12 protein-coding genes and 3 pseudogenes are annotated in these 16,961 nt (G+C 70.3%); 3 read left to right on the forward strand and 12 right to left on the reverse strand.

Annotated features, from left to right (window positions below):
- Positions 1-78: 78 nt before the first annotated feature.
- The 4 genes from AB0P35_RS26110 to AB0P35_RS26125 all read right to left on the reverse strand — a co-directional run bounded on the left by AB0P35_RS26110 (position 79) and on the right by AB0P35_RS26125 (position 4,563).
- Positions 79-1,653, reverse strand: coding sequence for an MDR family MFS transporter (locus tag AB0P35_RS26110; RefSeq protein WP_363515026.1), 1,575 nt, complete (start codon positions 1,651-1,653; stop codon positions 79-81).
- Between the two features lie 201 nt (positions 1,654-1,854).
- Positions 1,855-3,045, reverse strand: a complete 1,191-nt coding sequence (locus AB0P35_RS26115; RefSeq protein WP_363515029.1) for an amidohydrolase family protein — start codon at positions 3,043-3,045, stop codon at positions 1,855-1,857.
- Between the two features lie 80 nt (positions 3,046-3,125).
- Positions 3,126-4,319 (reverse strand): hypothetical protein, encoded by a 1,194-nt coding sequence (locus tag AB0P35_RS26120; protein WP_363515032.1) that lies wholly within the window; start codon positions 4,317-4,319, stop codon positions 3,126-3,128.
- A gap of 106 nt (positions 4,320-4,425) precedes the next feature.
- Entirely contained in the window at positions 4,426-4,563 is a 138-nt protein-coding gene (locus AB0P35_RS26125) for a hypothetical protein (protein ID WP_363515035.1), read from the reverse strand.
- A gap of 854 nt (positions 4,564-5,417) precedes the next feature.
- Here AB0P35_RS26125 and AB0P35_RS26130 point away from each other — a divergent pair.
- Positions 5,418-8,057, forward strand: a complete 2,640-nt coding sequence (locus tag AB0P35_RS26130; protein ID WP_363515068.1) for a LuxR C-terminal-related transcriptional regulator — start codon at positions 5,418-5,420, stop codon at positions 8,055-8,057.
- 202 nt (positions 8,058-8,259) lie between these two features.
- Here AB0P35_RS26130 and AB0P35_RS26135 read toward each other — a convergent pair whose 3' ends face one another.
- From AB0P35_RS26135 to AB0P35_RS26165, 7 genes and pseudogenes are all read right to left on the reverse strand, one after another.
- A complete protein-coding gene (locus AB0P35_RS26135; RefSeq protein WP_363515038.1) occupies positions 8,260-8,457 on the reverse strand; it encodes a hypothetical protein in 198 nt (65 codons plus the stop codon).
- A gap of 456 nt (positions 8,458-8,913) precedes the next feature.
- The gene (locus AB0P35_RS26140; RefSeq protein ID WP_363515071.1) at positions 8,914-9,450 is read right to left on the reverse strand and encodes a hypothetical protein; all 537 of its coding nucleotides are present in this window, start codon (positions 9,448-9,450) and stop codon (positions 8,914-8,916) included.
- A gap of 255 nt (positions 9,451-9,705) precedes the next feature.
- Positions 9,706-10,053, reverse strand: a pseudogene (locus tag AB0P35_RS26145) (DUF6420 family protein); the annotation flags it as partial.
- Positions 10,031-10,456 (reverse strand): hypothetical protein, encoded by a 426-nt coding sequence (locus tag AB0P35_RS26150; RefSeq protein ID WP_363515041.1) that lies wholly within the window; start codon positions 10,454-10,456, stop codon positions 10,031-10,033. The pseudogene AB0P35_RS26145 and the gene AB0P35_RS26150, both read right to left, overlap by 23 nt.
- 219 nt (positions 10,457-10,675) lie before the next feature.
- Positions 10,676-11,209: a hypothetical protein gene (locus tag AB0P35_RS26155; protein WP_363515074.1), complete on the reverse strand. Its 534-nt coding sequence runs from the start codon at positions 11,207-11,209 to the stop codon at positions 10,676-10,678.
- A 27-nt stretch (positions 11,210-11,236) separates the two neighbouring features.
- Entirely contained in the window at positions 11,237-12,310 is a 1,074-nt protein-coding gene (locus tag AB0P35_RS26160) for a hypothetical protein (RefSeq protein WP_363515044.1), read from the reverse strand.
- Positions 12,311-12,577: 267 nt separating this feature from the next.
- Positions 12,578-13,030, reverse strand: a pseudogene (locus AB0P35_RS26165) (transposase family protein); the annotation flags it as partial.
- Between the two features lie 280 nt (positions 13,031-13,310).
- Here AB0P35_RS26165 and AB0P35_RS26170 point away from each other — a divergent pair.
- Both AB0P35_RS26170 and AB0P35_RS26175 read left to right on the forward strand, forming a co-directional pair.
- On the forward strand, positions 13,311-14,345 hold the full coding sequence (locus AB0P35_RS26170; protein WP_363515047.1) for an IS110 family transposase: 1,035 nt from the start codon (positions 13,311-13,313) through the stop codon (positions 14,343-14,345).
- Between the two features lie 85 nt (positions 14,346-14,430).
- Positions 14,431-15,725: pseudogene (locus AB0P35_RS26175) on the forward strand (IS256 family transposase).
- A 166-nt stretch (positions 15,726-15,891) separates the two neighbouring features.
- Here the strand turns inward: AB0P35_RS26175 and AB0P35_RS26180 are convergent.
- Positions 15,892-16,961 (reverse strand): transposase (locus AB0P35_RS26180; protein ID WP_363515050.1); only part of this gene is annotated, 1,070 nt, incomplete at its 5' end.

Consider the following 16,961-nt stretch of genomic DNA (forward strand, 5'->3'; position numbering starts at 1 on the left):
GGCGGTCGCGGGGCGTTGCATCGGACGTGGAGGGGTGGGGCGGATCGTTCCTGACGGTGCGCCGGACCGCCAGTGCCGTCAGTCGGCCCGGGATCGATGCCGTGGCTCCTGCGTGTCGCCGCGTAGGGGGACCTCGCGGATGATCAGCGAGGCGGCGACGGCAACGAGACCGATCAGGCCCGCCCAGGTGAAGACGGTGTGGATGCCGGCGCTCAGGCCGTGCTGGTAGGCGGTCAGGACAGGGCTCGGCAACTGCCTGAGACCGCCGGGGCCCGTCTCGGAGCCGCCTGCAGGGGAGAAACCGGGGACGGCGGCTTTCATCACACCGTCAACCCGGTGGGCGGACAACGCGCCGAACAGTGCCACGCCGAGCGAGCCGCCGATGGTGCGGAACAAAGCGGCCGAGGAGCTGGCCACGCCGAGGTCCTTCAGGTCCACGCTGTTCTGCGCCACCAACACGGTCATCTGCATCAGGAGGCCCAGGCCGGCCCCGAGTACTGCCATGTAGCAGGCGGAGGCGAGGCGGGTGGTGCCAGTGCCCTGGGTGGACAGCAGCAGGCAGCCGCCCGTCATGACCGCGGTCCCTGCGATCAGGTAGATCCGGTACGTGCCGGTCCTGGTCACGCTCCGGCCGGCCAGCAGGGAGACGACGAGCATGCCGAACATCATCGGGACGAGAAGCAGGCCGGAGTTGGTGGCCGAGGCGCCCTGGACGATCTGCTGGTACTGCGGCAGGAAGGTCACGGCGCCGAACAGCGCGAGGCCTGCGATGAAGCCGATGACGGAGATCGCGGCGAAGTTCCGGTTCTTGAACAGTTCGAGCGGGATCACCGGTTCTTCGGCGCGCCGCTCGGCCCAGCAGAAGCCGACGAGCGAGGCTGCGGCGAGCACGGACAGGCCGAGGATCTGCCGGGAGGCCCAGGGGTACTGGTGTCCGCCCCAGCTCGTGAGGAGGACGATGGCGGTGATGCAGGCGGTGAGCAGCAGGGCGCCGATGTAGTCGATCCTTGCGTGGGATCGCATCGCGGGCAGCTTCAGGACCACGGCGATGAACGCCAGTGCGACGATGCCGAGCGGAGCGTTGATGAAGAAGGTCCACCGCCAGTTCAGGTGGTCGGTGACGAACCCTCCGAGCAGCGGACCGCCGACGGTGGCCGCAGTCATGACGGCCGTGAAAAAGCTTTGATATCTGCCGAGTCGGCGCAGCGGAACGATGGCTCCCATGATCGAGATCGAGCTGACCATCAGACCGCCGGCGCCGAGGCCCTGGAGGACGCGGAAGGCGATCAGCTCGTTCATCGACTGCGCCAGGCCGCACAGGGCGGAGCCGAGCAGGAAGGCGACGACGGAGACGAGGAGGGTGCCCTTGCGGCCGTACAGGTCGCCGGCCTTTCCCCAGATCGGGGTGGAGGCGGCGGTGGCGAGCGTGTAGGCGGTGACGATCCAGGCCATGTGCGCGGAGCCGTGCAGGTCGCCGACGACGGTCGGCATCGCGGTGCCGACGATCAGGTTGTCGAGCGTGGTCAGCGGCATGATGATGATCAGGCCGATCATCACCAGGCGGATCTCGCGGGCCGACCTCGGCGTCGGATCGCCGGAGCTGCGGACGGGGGCAGGGTCCCCGGGTGCGGTGTCGACCTGAGGGTGTGACATGGCGCCTTCCTGGTAGCGCGTTTGTGCCGCGCGGTCGTACGTTCTCCGCTGCCGGTCCGGCAGGCCGGCAGCGGACCACCTGCAGCGGCGTCGGGGGAGCAGGCCGCAGGAGGGCCACGCCGCGGACCGTGACGTCGGCGGTGAGGGCCGGACCGGCCCCGAGCGGTGGCAACCGTGAGGGACGGCGCCCGCCCGGACGGGTCATGTCGGCAGCGGAAGGTTGTAGAGGCGGACGGCGTTGTCCTGCATCACCTGGCGCACCACGTCCGGTGCGAGCTGGTCGAGTGCGGCCTTGGCCACGTCGAGGCTGTCCGGGTAGAGGCAGGTCGGGTGCGGGAAGTCGGTCTCGAACAGGACGTTGCCCGGACCGACGCGGTCGATGGTGTGGGCGATGTCGCGGTTCTCGAACCAGAAGCAGGCGTAGATCTGCCGTCGGAAGTACTCCGTCGGCGACATCGACAGGTAGTCCATCGTGCCCGGCGTCATCTGGTCGAGCTGGTGTTCGAGCGTCTCGAGGAAGAACGGGATCCAGCCGATGCCGCTCTCCACGGATACGATCTTCAGCCGCGGGTGGCGCTCCAGGACACCGGAATAGATGAAGTTCGCCAGGATTCGCGCATTGGTCAGGTAGATCATCGCCGAGCCCACGGCGAGTTTCTGGTCCGTGCCCAGGCCCGGCCACGGCGAGGACCCGAACCAGTGGTCGCTGCCCTGTGCGGCGCCGATGTGGAAGTTGACCGGCAGCCCCAGATCCGTGCACACCTCCCAGAAGGGATTCCAGGCTCGGTCGGAGAAGTCCGGCAGGCCGGACTGCTGCGGGTCGATCGTCGTGTTGACACCCCGCAGCCCGAGCCCGTGCATGCGCCGGACCTCGGCCACCGACGCCTCGATGTCCCACCACGGGATCAGTCCCATCGGGAACAGCCGTTGACCGGACTCCTCCTGGATTTCGGCCATCGCATCGTTGTAGAGCGTCACGCACAGCAGCTTCAGTTCCGGGTCGGCGACCGAGGCGAAGCGCTCACCGCCGAAGCCGGCGGTGTTCGGGTAGACGATGTGCGCCCACACCCCGAGCCGGTCCATGAGCTCCAGCCGGGCCTTCACCTCGTAGGCGGCGGGTGTGATCTCGTCGAAGGTCCAGTCGATGAACGCCGAGCCCTTGCTGCGGCTGCCGTCACGCGTGACAACGCCGGCCGCGCCTGCGCGGCCGAGCGCCTTGCCGTCGATGACCCACATCGGGTCGCCGTTCCTCGTCACAACGCGCGGCACACGGTCCTCGAATCCCCTGGGCGCCCGCGAGGTCCACAGATCGTGGGGCTCGGTGATGTGGGTGTCCGCGTCGACGACTCGCAGGGCGCTCAGGCTCTCGGGCCCGGTCGGCGATGAGGTCATGGTTCGAGTGCCTTCCGTGGTGGAGGAGTCTTGTTCGGGTCGGGTTGCGTCTGGGACGTCACGGGGCGAAAGGGCCCGGATCAGCCGGACGGCTGGCGCTCCCCGCAGTTCTTCAGCCTCAGATACTCGGCCTTCGCCCGTTCGACCTCGACCGGGATGAGCCCGCAGCAATCTCCGTCGATGTCTTCCTCGTTGATGCCGGACTCGATCGGATTCGGATGGGATTCGTCTCGGAACGACATGAGGTCCGTGCTGTCGATGACCTCGCCGCTGTCCGTGCGGATCTTTGCGTCCGACGTGATGAGGTCCAGGTGAATCTTTGCGGTGTACTGGACGACCGAGTCCTTCTGGCCGTGCTGGCCGAGACCGATGTGAACACCCGGATGACGCTCGTTGATGTGAGAGTTCATGGCGATGAACCCCTGGGTACCGACGTTGGTGCCGAACCCGAGTTCGCCCACTCGGTCGCAGTTCTGATACGTCATGCAGCGTCGGATGAGCCCTTCGATCTCGGGTGAGGCGCACGAGAAGTCGACGACCCGCCCTTCCTCGATCTCGAGTGTCACCGGGTGCTGCCCCAGACGGGCATCGGCGGCCGTGAACGCCGTCACGTTGAAGGCTCCGTCGGCTACCAGGCGACCGTTGATGTTCGCGGGGAACGTGCTCACCTCGCCGGGCGGCAGAATCATGAACGCACCGTCTCGGCGCGCGCCGCGATTACTGAGCCACCGGTAGCGGGTGGAGTCGATCTCCACATCGAGACTCGTCCCACTCGAACTGGAGATGTGCAGACTGCGCGAAGGCATCATGCGCTTCAGCAGCGCACCGTTGATCGCGGACAGTGTCTGCGGGCTGACGCTCATCGAGTGCCGGAAGAACTCCTCCGACGCATTGATGATCCTCAACACGGACCAGGACTCCGGAGGATGGGGGGCGAGGGCTCGCCGGATCTCCATGAAGTGCGACATGCTGTCGCGTTCCACGGTCAGCAGAACAATCCTGCGGGCGGTGCTCGGGGCCGGAAGCGCCGCCCGAAGGCGCTGTTCGACCGTGGCGTCATGAATCGGGTTCATGCCGAACAGCGTGGGCCTCATGCCCCTGCTGGATAATTCGGCAAATATCCAGGCCGCCGCATCGCGGGCGTCAACCGTGTAGAGAATGAAGACCAGATCGTCGGCGCGCGGGGCGACGTAACTCTCCACGAGATTCGACACGCCCTGCCAGACCTGCTCGTCCGGGGAACCCGTCAAGGCCAGAGTGCTCGTCCTGTCCATGGGCTGTCGTACCTCCTGAATGCCTGCGGGGAAATATTCTGTCACTGGAGACAATTCCGCCCGATTGCGCGACCCCTGGGGGTGCGCAATCGGGCGGAATTCCACCTCAGATGAGCCACGGCATCCGATCGGCCTCGCCGGCCTCGTCGCTGACGGCAATGTCGGCGGCGACGTCCTTCACGGAGAGAAGGCCATCGGAGGCCATCTGCGCCATGGCGAACTCGAGCGCATCCTCTCGGGACATGTGAATCCCTCCCTTTCGGGGTACTGGTTGGGCGTGTGATTCACACCCTGCCAGCCGGTCCGACCCTGCGTCAAGGAGTTCGAATCCGTGGTTCGGTCATTGCCGAGCCGACTTTCGGGCGCGGGGAAAATTAAGTAGAGATTACTCATCAATAATGCGCGACCGGTCGGTGATCATCGCGGCATGCGCAATTCCACTGCGGTGTCACGGCGACGACTCCGGATGGCCCCCCGTGTCTTGGCCGCAGTTATCGGGCGGCGCTGCGGACCGCGCTCTCGCTGATCACGTCGCCGGTGGTGAGGGCGTCCCGGCGGCTTCCCGGACGCCCGGCACCTCGGACGGTGACGCCCCGGAGTGCGTGGCGGCGCGCTGGCGGGCGTGCAGCTCGGTCGGGAGCAGGGCCACCTCCCCGAGCCGGTGGTCGGCGGCCCGGGCCGCGTACAGGTCGAGCCGGCCGATCAGGTCGGCGACCAGACAGGTCGGCGCCTGTCTGTTCGTCAGCCCCGCCCCTGCTGTGGCGGATGCCCACCCCGGGATCGGCGTCGGTATGACGGGCCGGACGGCCCGCCTCCTGGGACCGCAGGCGAGCAGGCCGCGGAGGACCCCATCCTGGAGGAGGCCACCGAGACTGCAGGACCCGTCCAGCCGGTGCGCACGGTTGGCCGTCGACCGCGACAGCCATGGTCTGCGACGGCCCGGCCCGTTCGAAGTCAGCCTTGGGGGTCTGCGAAGCGGAAATACTCGCAACGGACTTCCCCGCTCCCTCTGGCATACTTCGCAGCTCCTGGGGCCGCGTCGCAGTCGTCACGTACGCCGATGTCCCCCCGGTGGCGGAAGGAGAGTCGGTGAGCGGCATGGACTCCGGGAATGTGTACCAGCGCTGGCCGCTGGTGGGCCGTGAGGCGCAGCTGGAGGAATTCGGGAAGGTCCTGGCGGACCCACGGTTCTCGGCGTTCCTGGTTCTCGGCGAGGCGGGCGTGGGGAAGTCCCGGCTCGCGCAGGAGTGCGCGGAACGTGCGGAGTCCGCCGGGCACGCCGTGGGGCGGGCCGTGGCCACGGCTGCCGCGGCGTCGGTGCCGCTGGGTGCCCTGGCCCATCTGGTTCCGGACGGGGTCGGGGTGTCCGACCCGGTGGAAGGGTTCGCCGAGGTGGCCCGGCGACTGCGCACCCCGGCGTCGGTGCGCTCCCGAACGGTTCTGCTGGTCGACGATGTTCATCTGCTGGACGCAGCCTCGGTGATGCTGCTGCGGCAGCTGATGGACGCAGGCTTGGTGCTGCTGCTGGCGACGGTGCGCTCCGATGCCCCGGGCGGCGAGGCGGTGGCCGCGCTCGGGCACGGCGACGCGGTGCACCAGGTGGACCTGGAGCCGTTCGGCCGGGCACAGGTCGAGACGGTGCTGGAGCGGGTGCTCGGTGGGCCCGTCGGCCGCAACACCGTCGGCCGGCTGTTCACCGCCAGCGGCGGGAACCCCCTGTACCTGCGGGAGTTGGTGGCCGGGGCGGTGGCCGGTGGGACGCTCACCGGCGACGGGGAGATCTGGGAGCTGACCGCGGAGCGGCTGCCCGCCACCCGGCGCCTGACCGACCTCGTCCGGGCCCGGCTGTCGGTCGCCTCACCGGCCGACCGCGGCGTCCTGGACCTGCTGTCGCTGTGCGAGCCGCTCTCGCTGACCCGCCTCGCCCTGGAGGCCGAGTCCGAGACGCTGGACCGGCTGGAGCAGACCGGGCTGATCGTGGTCGCCCAGGAGCGCCGGCGCACCTCCGTGCGACTGGCCCACCCGCTCTACGGTGAGGTGCTGCGCGCCGACATGACCGCGATCCGTCGCCGGGAGACACTGGTGCGGCATGTCACCGTGACGCGGGAGCGCGGGGTCCGCCGCCGCGAGGACGCACTGCACCTGGCCACCTACGAGCTGGCGGCCACCGGAACGGCAGACCATGCGCTCCTGGTGCAGGCCGCCACGTTGGCCGCGCACGCCCGGGAGTACCCCCGCGCGCTGGCACTGCTGCGGGCGGTGCCCGAGGAGCAGCAGGGTTTCGAGATCCGCCTGCTGCTCGGGCGGACCCTGTACGAGGCCGGTGACTTCGGGCCGGCGGAGGAGGTCCTGGCCGAGGCGGATGCACTCGCCGCCGACGAGTCCCAGGTGCTGGCCGTGGTGATGCTGCGCACGCAGAACCTGGTCTGGGGGCTCGGCGCCCCGCGCCGCGAGGTGCTGGACGTGATCGAGGCCGCCCGCAGCCGGGTCACCAGCCCCTTCGGCACGCGGGCGCTTGCGGTCAACGAGGCCTACACGGCGTTCGCGGTGGGCGAGTTCGCGCACAGTCTGGCCCTGTGCGCGGACCTGCCGGCCGAACCGGACGAGGGCCCGGGCGTGCAGCTGTGGCTGATGGCCGCGACAGCCAAGGCGCTGTCGCTCGCCTTCCTCGGCCAGGGCGCGCAGGCCGTGGCCTGGGCCCGCCGCGCACTCGCCGTCCAGCCCGCCGTCGAGACGCGCGAGGCGACGGCCACCCATGAGTCCTCACACCTGTCCGTGCTGGCCGTGGCCCTGACGGAGTACGGCGACCTGCCCGAGGCCCGGGCCGTCGGCGAGCGGGCCTACGCGCTGATCGAGGCCGCGAACGAGCACACCGACCGCTGGATGGTGGCCTTCTACCTCGGCCGGGGGGCCTGGCGGGCCGGGCACCCCGGCCGGGCCCGGCGCTGGTTCGCGGAGGCCGCCCGGGTGGCGCGGCCGCACAGTGCGGTCGGGCTGCAGATGGCGCTGGCAGGGCTGGCGGGAGTCGCCGCCCTGCAGGGCGACGTCGCGGCGGCCGAGGCGGCCCTGGCCGAGCGGGCCCCGCTGCCGGGTTCGGCGGCGCACCTCGGCGAGGCCTGGCTGCACGTCGCGCGCGGCGAACTGACCCGCGCCCGCACGGTGCTCCGGGAGGCGGCCGGGGAGGCCGCCGAGCGCGGGCACATCGCGTTCGAGGCCGTACTGCTGACCGATCTGGCCCGGCTGGGCGGGGCACGTGAGGTCGCCGGCCGGCTGGCGGAGATCGCGGACAGGTGCGAAGGCCGCTTCTACCGGGCACGCGCCGACCTGGCCGCCGCCTGGGCAGCGGGGGACGCCGAGCGACTGCTGGCCGTCGCGGACGATCTGGAGCGGATGGGGGCCGACCTGCTGGCGGCCGAGGCCAGCTCCACCGCTGCCACTCTGCTGAGGAGGGCCGGCCAGGCCCGCCCGGCCACGGCGGCGGCCCTTCGAGCCAGGACACTGGCGGACCGCTGCGAGGGCGCGCGGACCCCGGCTCTCGCAGCGGCCGACGAGGGCACCGCGCAGCTCACCGGGCGGGAGCAGGAGATCGCCCTGCTCGCCGCCCGGGGCATGCTCAGCAAGGAGATCGCCGCCCGGCTCACCATCTCGGTGCGCACGGTCGACAACCACCTGCAGCGGATCTACGCGAAGCTCGGTCTCAGCACACGCCGGGAGCTGGCCGAGCGGGTCGGCCGTTGAGTCGCGGCGCGATCCGGCATCAGTGCGCACTCGGCGAGGGCCGCCTCGAGGGCACCGAAGCGCAAGCGCGCGGTTCGCGCGGTGTGCTGCGGCGCGGGCCGGGTGGCGGTTCGCCGAGCGCTCACTCGGCGCCGTGGCAGCCGGGCCGACCCGGCCGCAGGCGGTCGGCGGGCGGGGCGAGCGGCCGCACAACCCGGTCGGATCAGATCCTGCCGGCCAGATTCCCGGGCAGGTCAGCCAGGACGAAGGGGAGCCGGGTGACATCGTGGCCAGTGTCCGGGACGACCAGATGCTCGGGATCGCCGTTGCGCCGGTGGCCGGCGGGCGACGCGCAGGCGACGAGGGCGCGTATCTGGTCCGCGCTCACCTGGGTCATGGCCTTCGCGACGATCTTCCCCACGACCGGCGGGTTCACCACGGTGTCGCCCTTGCGGGCGGCCCAGTCGAGGGCGTAGACGAAACAGGTCGCAGAGGTGGTCCGCGCCGTGGACCGGGTCGGCCACGGCCGCCCGGAACAGGGCGGTGAACGCCTCGGGGCCCCCGTTCGCGACCGGCAGGAGCTCGTTCGCGGGCAGCGCCGCGATCCGCTCGACACGGCTGAGCGCGAGATGGTGTTCACCGACGACGACCTCGCCCACGGCGGCCTGCAGCCCCGCCAAGGCGATCTGCTGCGGCTTCGCAGCGAGCACCGCACATCCCGTCCAGTATCGGGGTACCCCGGACAGCACGGCGGCGCCACAGCTGCGCCCCGCCCCCCGCCCGGCTGTTGCGGTCCGTTCTACCTGCTCCCGACGGCCCGCGGGACCGGTCCCCGGCCGTATGGCCTGAGAATGCCGCCCGCCGTCCGGGCCCCGGGTCAGCGGGTGGCGCCGTCCATGATCCTGGCCAGCTCGTCGGCGGAATCGGGGGTGAGGCGGTAGAAGCCCTGGAGACTGATCGAACGTTCGAGGAGCCCGTCGGCGACGTACTTCAGCTGTCGGGTCCGGCCCCGGCCGTTGCGCCAGGTGAGCTCGGCGAGGACGTCGCCGGGGATCGGCACGTCGAAGCGCACGGGTGTGCCCTCGACGTGCACCGGCCGGGCGCCGCAGCAGCCGGCGCCGAGCATCGACCAGTCGGCGTGCCCGGGGAACGCGGGCTCCTCCCAGCTGCCGGGGGCCGCGCCGCAGCACTCCCCCCGCTCCAGGTCGGTGATCCGCATCCGGCTCACCACGTGGACGGCGCGGCGGTTCACATGCACCGCATACACCTCGTCGCCCATCTGGGCGCCGGACCAGGCGGGCAGGGAGGTGTGCACGCCGCTGAAGGCGACCGGCGGCCGCTGACCGGCACGCCCGGCCCGGCGCAGGGCACGGCAGACATCGTGGGTCCACAGGACGGTGAAGGCATCGGACACGACCGTGATCGTAGGAACGAGCACCGACACCCCGCCGACCACAACCCGGCGGCCACCACAGCGCCGTCCTGGCCCGAGTGGTGTCGGGGGCGAGGGTGCGGCCTGGGGTGGTGGGAAGACACACCCGCGCCCTGGCCCTCTCGCCCCGGCAGCCTCAACTCCGTTCCTGGGCGGGGCGGACGGGACCGGCGGTCTCGATGGCGGCGGCGAGCCGGTCGAGGGTGTGTGGTCGCTCAGTTCGACGGCGAGCAGCCAGTGGGCCTCCGCGGCGAGGGCGAGCCGGATGAACGCCGCGCGCTTCGCCTCTGTGGTCTGCGCGTCGCACCCCAGGTGGTCCAGGCTGATCCGGTGGTGCCCGGCACTTTTCTCGACGGTCAGCCGGCCGCCGCCCGGTGTGACGGACCGCCCAGGCGTGACCTCGCCGTAGCGGTGGGCCAGGGGCAGACCTGTCTCGCGCGCGTGCAACGGCGGCAGATGGTCGTACTCGGCAGGGGTTCCTCGCCCAGGCCCGACTCGACCTCCCCGGACCTTCTCCAGCGGACGGTTGAGCACCCGCGCGGCCAGCACCGACACCGGGCGGTCAAGCCGCGCCCCGGCACACACGTCCGACCCGGCTCGGCGAACTCGGGCAGCGCTGTACTCCCTGAACAGCCGCGGCCGTGCGATCCCGGGTGGCCCCGGACAGGACCGCTTCCGCGGGGAGGCCGTCGCGCAGGGCCTCCTCGTTCACCACCGCCCAGGGCTCGTCCGGGTCGGTGAGGACCGCGTGGGTGCCGCGGCGGGCCTGTTCGCGGCGGCCGTAGTCGGCGGCCAGCGGGATCCCGTAGCGGGCTGCGTGCCCGTCCGGGAGCGAGGGATCGGCCACCGCGCCGTCGCGCAGGCACCACGCGTGTGCGCAGACCGGCCACTGCGCCGGGCCGGGGACGAGGACGAAGCCCTCGACGTAGGTCGCGCCGGTGGTCTGCGCGTAGTCGGTGGCGGCCGCGAAGCACCGGCCAGGACCCACTGCGTGCGGCCTCCCGGCCACGGCGCGGGCGGCTGCGCCTCGCCGAGCTCGCGGCCGGCCTGCGCGAACGAGTGGAAGCGCCAGCCCTCCTCGCCCACCCGCAGCCCTTTGAGTCCGCCATCGTTTCCCGACAGTTTCAGCCGGCTATTGAGCCCCCCGCCACCGCTCATGCGCGGACCGAGGGGGCTCACGCCTTTGATGACTTCCGGTCACTGCCTGTCAGAAATCGGGTCGAGAGCGTCGCTTCTTGCGTCCCGGTTCGCGCTGTCGGTCCTGCCTGGCGGCGCCTGCCGGCCAGATGACGTGCACGGGAAGCCCTGCAGTACGAGCCGCGGCGACCGCGTCTGCTGTTCCGCCCCGGCCGCTCCCCGGCCGGCCGTCCCAGATTGCCACCAGAAGCTCGGCGCGGTGCAGTAGTTCGCGGTTGGCGGCGGCGTAAGCGGCGCCGGTGGCTCTCTGGTGCGGCATCGTCGTCACCTCCGCTGCGGCTTGACACAGGCGGTCGAACTCATCGCCGTAGCGTGGGCTGACCATGCGCTGCCGGTAGTCCCTGGACGGCAGAACTGCGACGAGCTTCCCGCCTACGCTGAGTACGGCGTCGGCGAACAGCGCGTCGGATCCCTCGGCCAGGCAGGACACCCCGGTCAGTTCCGACGCGGGATAGCCTTCGAGCAGGGCCAACAGGGCCTCTCTGATCAACGGTTCGCTTGACTCGGCGATGTTGATGTGGCCGGTCACTGCAAGTGTTGCCATCTCCTCGCTCACGTCTCTCGGCGTCGTTCACCGTCGCCACCTTGTTTCCCGACAGCAACAGGCACGGGGCGTCTCCTCATCACAGGTCGTCCTGCCTCGTGACGAGCGGCATCGGCTCCCCTCTTCACCCTGGGTGGGCAATGTCCGCCATGGGCAGGCTCCCCGGTGTCGCGTTCCTGGGACGGAGGCCGTGGTGCCGCTTGCGGATGTCCTCCACCTGTGTGCGGTGGCCGGGGTTGGTTGCCAGCCCCTCGGTGACGGTGATGGCCTCTGCGAAGGGGTAGTGGATGTCGGGCACGGGCCACGCATGCTCCAGGTTCCAGGCGACCTCGCAGACGGCGTCGTGGATTCCACCGATGACCGCGGCCCGGTGCCGGCACGTCCGACCAGACTGGTCACCCGGTCGAAATGTTCGGCCACCGTGTACAGGGCGGCCAGCGTGCGCAGCGCGTTCTGGGTCGATGCGGACGGGTCGACCGCTGCCGCGACCCGCGCGCACAGATCGTCGAAGTCGTCGGTGTTGAGGCTGTGGGCGACCAGCGCCCTTCGCGCGCGGTCGGCGGGGGCGACCCGGCGGTAGCCGCAGCCGTGCTCCGGGGAGGCCAGTTCGCCGATGACGGTGTCGAGGATCGGCGTGGTGTCGGTCTGCCGGTGGATGTTGCTGGCCATCTGCATGGCGGCGTGACGAACGCTCAGGCCCTCCCGGGCGAGGCCCTCGTAGAGCGCGAGCAGGCAGGGCGCCGACAGCGGGAGGCGAAGGTCGACGTGGTGGATCTCGGACGGTGCCGCCCGCCGGAGCTGTCGGACAAGGTCGGGCTCGTCCGTGCGGCAGGCGTGGATCAGCACCGCCGTCGTGGTGTAGCGACGGTTCTCGTCGCGCAGACGGGCCGGCTCAGTCGGCTCGTTGACGACCGCCTCTGGGGTGCCGAGCAGGTGCACCAAGCGGCCGACGTCCTCGGGGGCGATCACCGCCCCGGCGTGCACCGCCTTGTACACGCCGCACGCTTGGTCGCGCACATACCGTGCACTCGGGCCGCCGGCGCCCTCCAGCAGCAACTCATCGACGCAAGCGCATTCGGAAGCGGACAGGGAGCTGGTCACTGCCTGACCCTATGGCACGACAGCAAGTCGGCCTGCCGTAGTCGCTACTCGGCTGCCGAGGGCGGTCATCGTTCGATAGGTCTTCGGGCCCCGCCAGGATGCCGTGTGTTCCGAGGGCTCGGTGATCGCAGCGGACGGGCTCCTCGATCCCATGTCAGACCGAGACGTGTGTGACGTGATCGGTTGTTCGGCGTGGGCCGGGCAGCGCCGGTGTCAGCGGCAGGTCGAGGCGCTTGTCCATATCGAGGCGGAAGGCCCCGTAGGGGTTAGGACCGGGACGCGGAGCCGGACGCAGGTGTTCACGATGCGGTGGGTGCGGGCGGTGGTCAGGTCGTGGGTGCGGCCCGGCAGCGCCCGCGAGATCCAGACGAATTTTCCTTCGGGACCGGTGATGACCTGTAGGTTCACACCGTGGCGGCGGTGCTTTCCGGAGTAGTCGGCCCCGCCGTCACCGATGCGATCGCATTCGGCGAGGGTGCCGTCGACCAGGGCGTACTCAGGGTCGGAGTCGCGCAGGGCCGGGTCAGGCCGGGGGGCACGGCTGGCGAGGAGGTTGATGACCTGGTGGACGTAGGCGTGGGCGGTGCCGACGCTGATCCGGAGGCCGGCGGCGATCTGGGCGAGGGTGTCGTGCTTGCGCAGGTACACCAGCGCCACCAGGGCGCGCTACGAGGGTCTGAGCTTGCAGCGGCGGTCACCCTCTCGGGTGACGATCAGCATGTTTACCCACTCGACGAGAGCATGCGGCAGGTCAAGTGCGATGCCCCTGACTTGTTGAATCGGACCCAGATGCTCGGTCTGCAGCCGTAGCGTCCAGGGTGTCGGTCGGCACGGGCCGGTGTGCCCCTTGCCGCCGTCTGGCTGGCTCTTCCGTAGCGTGCCGCCGCCGGCCGACACCCGCGCGGTGTGGCTCGACAGAGGCATGGACGTGACACCACTTCAAGTCAGGGTGCCCACCGCAGTCCTCCTCCCGCCTCATCGAGCGCAAGGCCGGCTGCCCGTGATCCTGATCGGTATCGACCCGCACAAGTCCTCCCACACCGCCGTCGCCGTCGACACCTCCGGCCATCAGTTGGCGCAACGGCGGTTCGTCGTCAACGCCGGGACATTCCGCCAGCTCATGGCCTGGTGTGAGTCCTGGCCCGAGCGTCGCTTCGCGGCCGAGGGCGCCGGTGGGCTGGGCCGCTCCCTCGCCCAGCAGCTGGCCGCGGCGGGCGAGCACGTGGTCGACGTGTCCTCCACACTCTCCGCCCGCGCCCGGCTGCTGGGCACTGGTGGCAGTCGCAAGACCGACGAGGCCGACGCCCGGCATGTTGCCCAGGTCGCTCTGTTCCGCCCTGACCTGTGGGAGGTCGCAGCCGAGGACCAGTCCACGGTGCTGCGGCTGCTGACCGAGCGCCGCGACGACCTGGTCCACGAGCGCACCCGCGTGCTCAACCGGCTGCACGCCGTCCTGCGCGATCTGATTCCAGGTGGCGTGGCCACCGGCCTGTCCGCCGACAAGGCCGCCGCCGCGGTGAAGCGCATCCGCCCCGCCACCGCGACCGACAACTGCCGCCGGGACATAGCCCGCGACCTGCTGGCCGACCTGCGACGACTGGATCGCCTCGTCAAGGACAACGAGGCCCAGATGCGTGGGGCCCTGGATGCCAGCGGTACCAGCCTCACCGGTTTGCCAGGCGTCGGCCCGGTGCTTGCCGCCAAGGTCGTCGGCCATGTCGGCGACATCACCCGTTTCCCCACGGAGCACCACTTCGGCAGTTACACCGGTAGCGCGCCGCTTGACGCCTCCAGCGGCAACAACGTGCGTCACCGCCTCAATACTGGAGGCAACCGGGCCCTGAACTCGGTCCTGCAGGTCATCGCCATCCTTCAGATCCGCGACGGCGGCCGCGGCCAGGAGTACTACCAGCGCACGATCGCCGAAGGAAAGACCCCCTCCGAGGCCCGCCGAGCATTCAAGCGGCGCCTGTCCAGCGTCGTCTACAGGATCACGAAACGCGACCATCGCACCCAACTCGCCACAGCCGCTTGACACGCAGAGGCGCTATGGACGGCAAGGGGTGGTCGGGGGTCTGTACGGTCATCGGTGTATCTCCCGATCATGGAAGTAGCACCTGATGAGTGACGTGACTGCCTCGGTTGAGGCGGTTGAAGAGGTCCGGCCCGTCGAGCTGGCGGCGGACCTGCTGGACGACCAGTTGATCGGGCAACTGGTCGACGGGCCCGCGCGAGCGGGCTCCAGCTGACCGGCGAGGGCGGGCTGCTGCAGCAGCTGACCAAGCGCGTGCTGGAGTCCGCCCTCGAGGGCGAGATCACCGACCACCTCGGTTACGAGAAGCACGATCCGGCCGGTGCCGGCAGCGGCAACAGCCGCAACGGCGTCCGCTCCAAGACGGTCCTGACGGACGTCGGCCCGGTCGAGATCGCCGTCCCGCGGGACCGCGAGGGCAGCTTCGAGCCGCAGATCGTCAAGAAGCGCCAGCGACGGCTGACCGGCGTCGACGAGATGGTGCTGTCGCTGTCCGCACGGGGTCTGACGCACGGTGACATCTCCGCCCACCTGGCCGAGGTCTATGGCGCGAGCGTGTCCAAGCAGACCATCTCGACCATCACCGACAAGGTCATGGACGGGATGGCGGAGTGGCAGAACCGGCCACTCGACCCGGTCTACCCGGTGATCTTCATCGACTGCATCCACGTGAAGGTCCGCGACGGTCAGGTGGCCAACCGGCCGATCTACATCGCCCTGGCCGTCACGGTGGACGGCACCCGCGACATCCTCGGTCTGTGGGCCGGCGACGGCGGCGAGGGCGCAAAGTACTGGCTCCAGGTCCTGACCGAGATCAAGAACCGGGGCGTCGAGGACGTGTGCATGGTCGTTTGCGACGGGCTCAAGGGCCTGCCGGACGCGATCTCGGCGGTCTGGCCCCAGGCGGTGACGCAGACCTGCATAGTTCACCTCCTGCGGGCGTCGTTCCGCTACGCGGGCCGCCAGGACTGGGACAAGATCTCCCGCGCGCTCAAGCCGGTCTACACGGCGCCGACCGCGAGCGCGGCGGAGGACCGCTTCCTGGAGTTCCAGGAGGAGTGGGGCGGCAAGTATCCGGCGATCGTGCGGCTCTGGGAGAACGCCTGGGCCGAGTTCGTGCCGTTCCTCCAGTTCGATGTGGAGATCCGCCGGATCGTCTGCACGACCAACGCCATCGAGAGCGTGAACGCGCGTATTCGGAAGGCTGTCCGGGCCCGCGGGCACTTCCCGAACGAGGCCGCGGCGCTCAAGTGCGTCTACATGGCCGTCATGAGCCTGGATCCCACCGGGCAGGGCCGCAAACGCTGGACCATGCGATGGAAGCCCGCACTCCAGGCCTTCGACATCGCCTTCGACGGCCGACTCTCCGTCGGCCGCCGATAACTCACATCACACGAGATACACCGTTGGCTGGACACGCCCGTCACTCCTGGTTACCACCGATTACGAGCCAGAGTCGATGACCGTACAGACCCGCGCGACAGTAAGCTTGTCGTTTTACCTCCGGTGATCATCTTCTATCGCGTTCGGATCCTCGCCTGCCTGTTCGCTACTGGTTGGTGACCAGTGCGAGTCCGACGTCGTAGTCGGGGGCTCGGCGGTGGTTGGGCCGGCCGGGTGGGCGCCCGGGTCCGGGTCGGGAGGGTCTCGCAACAGCCGCCGGGCAGAGCAGAGCGGTGCGGATGTTGCGGAACCCGCGCCTGACTCGGGCGGGGGTGAGGCGTTCGGCGGGCTGGGGCCGTTCCCAGGGGCGGCGTAGGTCGGCGGACAGCCTCCTGGCGAGGCGGAGTTGGGTGTGGGCGGCCAGGACCAGGCGAGTCCAGCGGTCGGCCGCGGAAGGTTCACGCAGTTTCGGGCGGGTCCAGCCGAGGGTCTGCTTCAGGAAGCGGAAGGTGTGTTCCAGGTCGAAGCGTCGCAGGAACGCGTGCCATGCGGTGTCGGTGTCCGTGCCGGAGGGCGTGGGATCGGAGAACCACAACCACACCGGCTTCGGGGTGCCGCCGGAGGGCAGGTGATCGACGTCGAGTCGGATCAAGGTTCCCTCGACGATGGGTAGTTGGCCCTGATAGTCGCTCCAGGCCGAGCGGCGCCAGATGCGCGGGTGGAGGCGGTGCCAGGCGCGGACGCGGGCGGTGCCGTAGCGGCGGGTCGCGTGCTTGCTGTCGCTGTCGGGTTCGTGCCAGGTGGCGGAGTCGGCAAGTTCGAACCGAGCTCCGTGACGCGGGGGCTGGCCGCCTTTCGGGCCGATGCGGTGGTCGTCGGGCACGGGATTGAAGAAGACCCGATCGGAGCGCATCCGCACCACGACCTGGACGGGCAGGTCCCGCAGGAGCCAGGCCAGGCGCGGGCCGTCGTAACCGGCGTCCGCCACGATCAGCACCGGCGGGTCGCCGATCTTCCAGTGTCCGGCGTTGAAGACGCAGCGCAGGACCTCGCGGAGTTGGGCGGCGGTGACGGCCGCGGTGTCGGCACCCGGTTCCAGGCGCTGTGCGTCCAGCAGGGCCGTCCAGGAGGTCGAGCCTTGTTCCAGGGCGGCGACGAAGACATCCGATGCGGTTAGCGGGTCAAGCTGCGACCGCCAGGGTGAGTTTGGTCTGCGTGGGGAAGGCGGTGTTCTCG

The sequence above is a fragment of the Kitasatospora sp. NPDC085879 genome, from assembly GCF_040686255.1.
Lineage (GTDB): Bacteria > Actinomycetota > Actinomycetes > Streptomycetales > Streptomycetaceae > Kitasatospora.

Excerpts from the sequence above, each read along its gene's own strand:
- AB0P35_RS26110 (WP_363515026.1), bottom strand. The coding sequence starts at position 1,653 with ATGTCACACCCTCAGGTCGACACCGCACCCGGGGACCCTGCCCCCGTC.
- AB0P35_RS26115 (WP_363515029.1), bottom strand. The coding sequence starts at position 3,045 with ATGACCTCATCGCCGACCGGGCCCGAGAGCCTGAGCGCCCTGCGAGTC.
- AB0P35_RS26120 (WP_363515032.1), bottom strand. The coding sequence starts at position 4,319 with ATGGACAGGACGAGCACTCTGGCCTTGACGGGTTCCCCGGACGAGCAG.
- AB0P35_RS26125 (WP_363515035.1), bottom strand. The coding sequence starts at position 4,563 with ATGTCCCGAGAGGATGCGCTCGAGTTCGCCATGGCGCAGATGGCCTCC.
- AB0P35_RS26130 (WP_363515068.1), top strand. The coding sequence starts at position 5,418 with ATGGACTCCGGGAATGTGTACCAGCGCTGGCCGCTGGTGGGCCGTGAG.
- AB0P35_RS26155 (WP_363515074.1), bottom strand. The coding sequence starts at position 11,209 with ATGGCAACACTTGCAGTGACCGGCCACATCAACATCGCCGAGTCAAGC.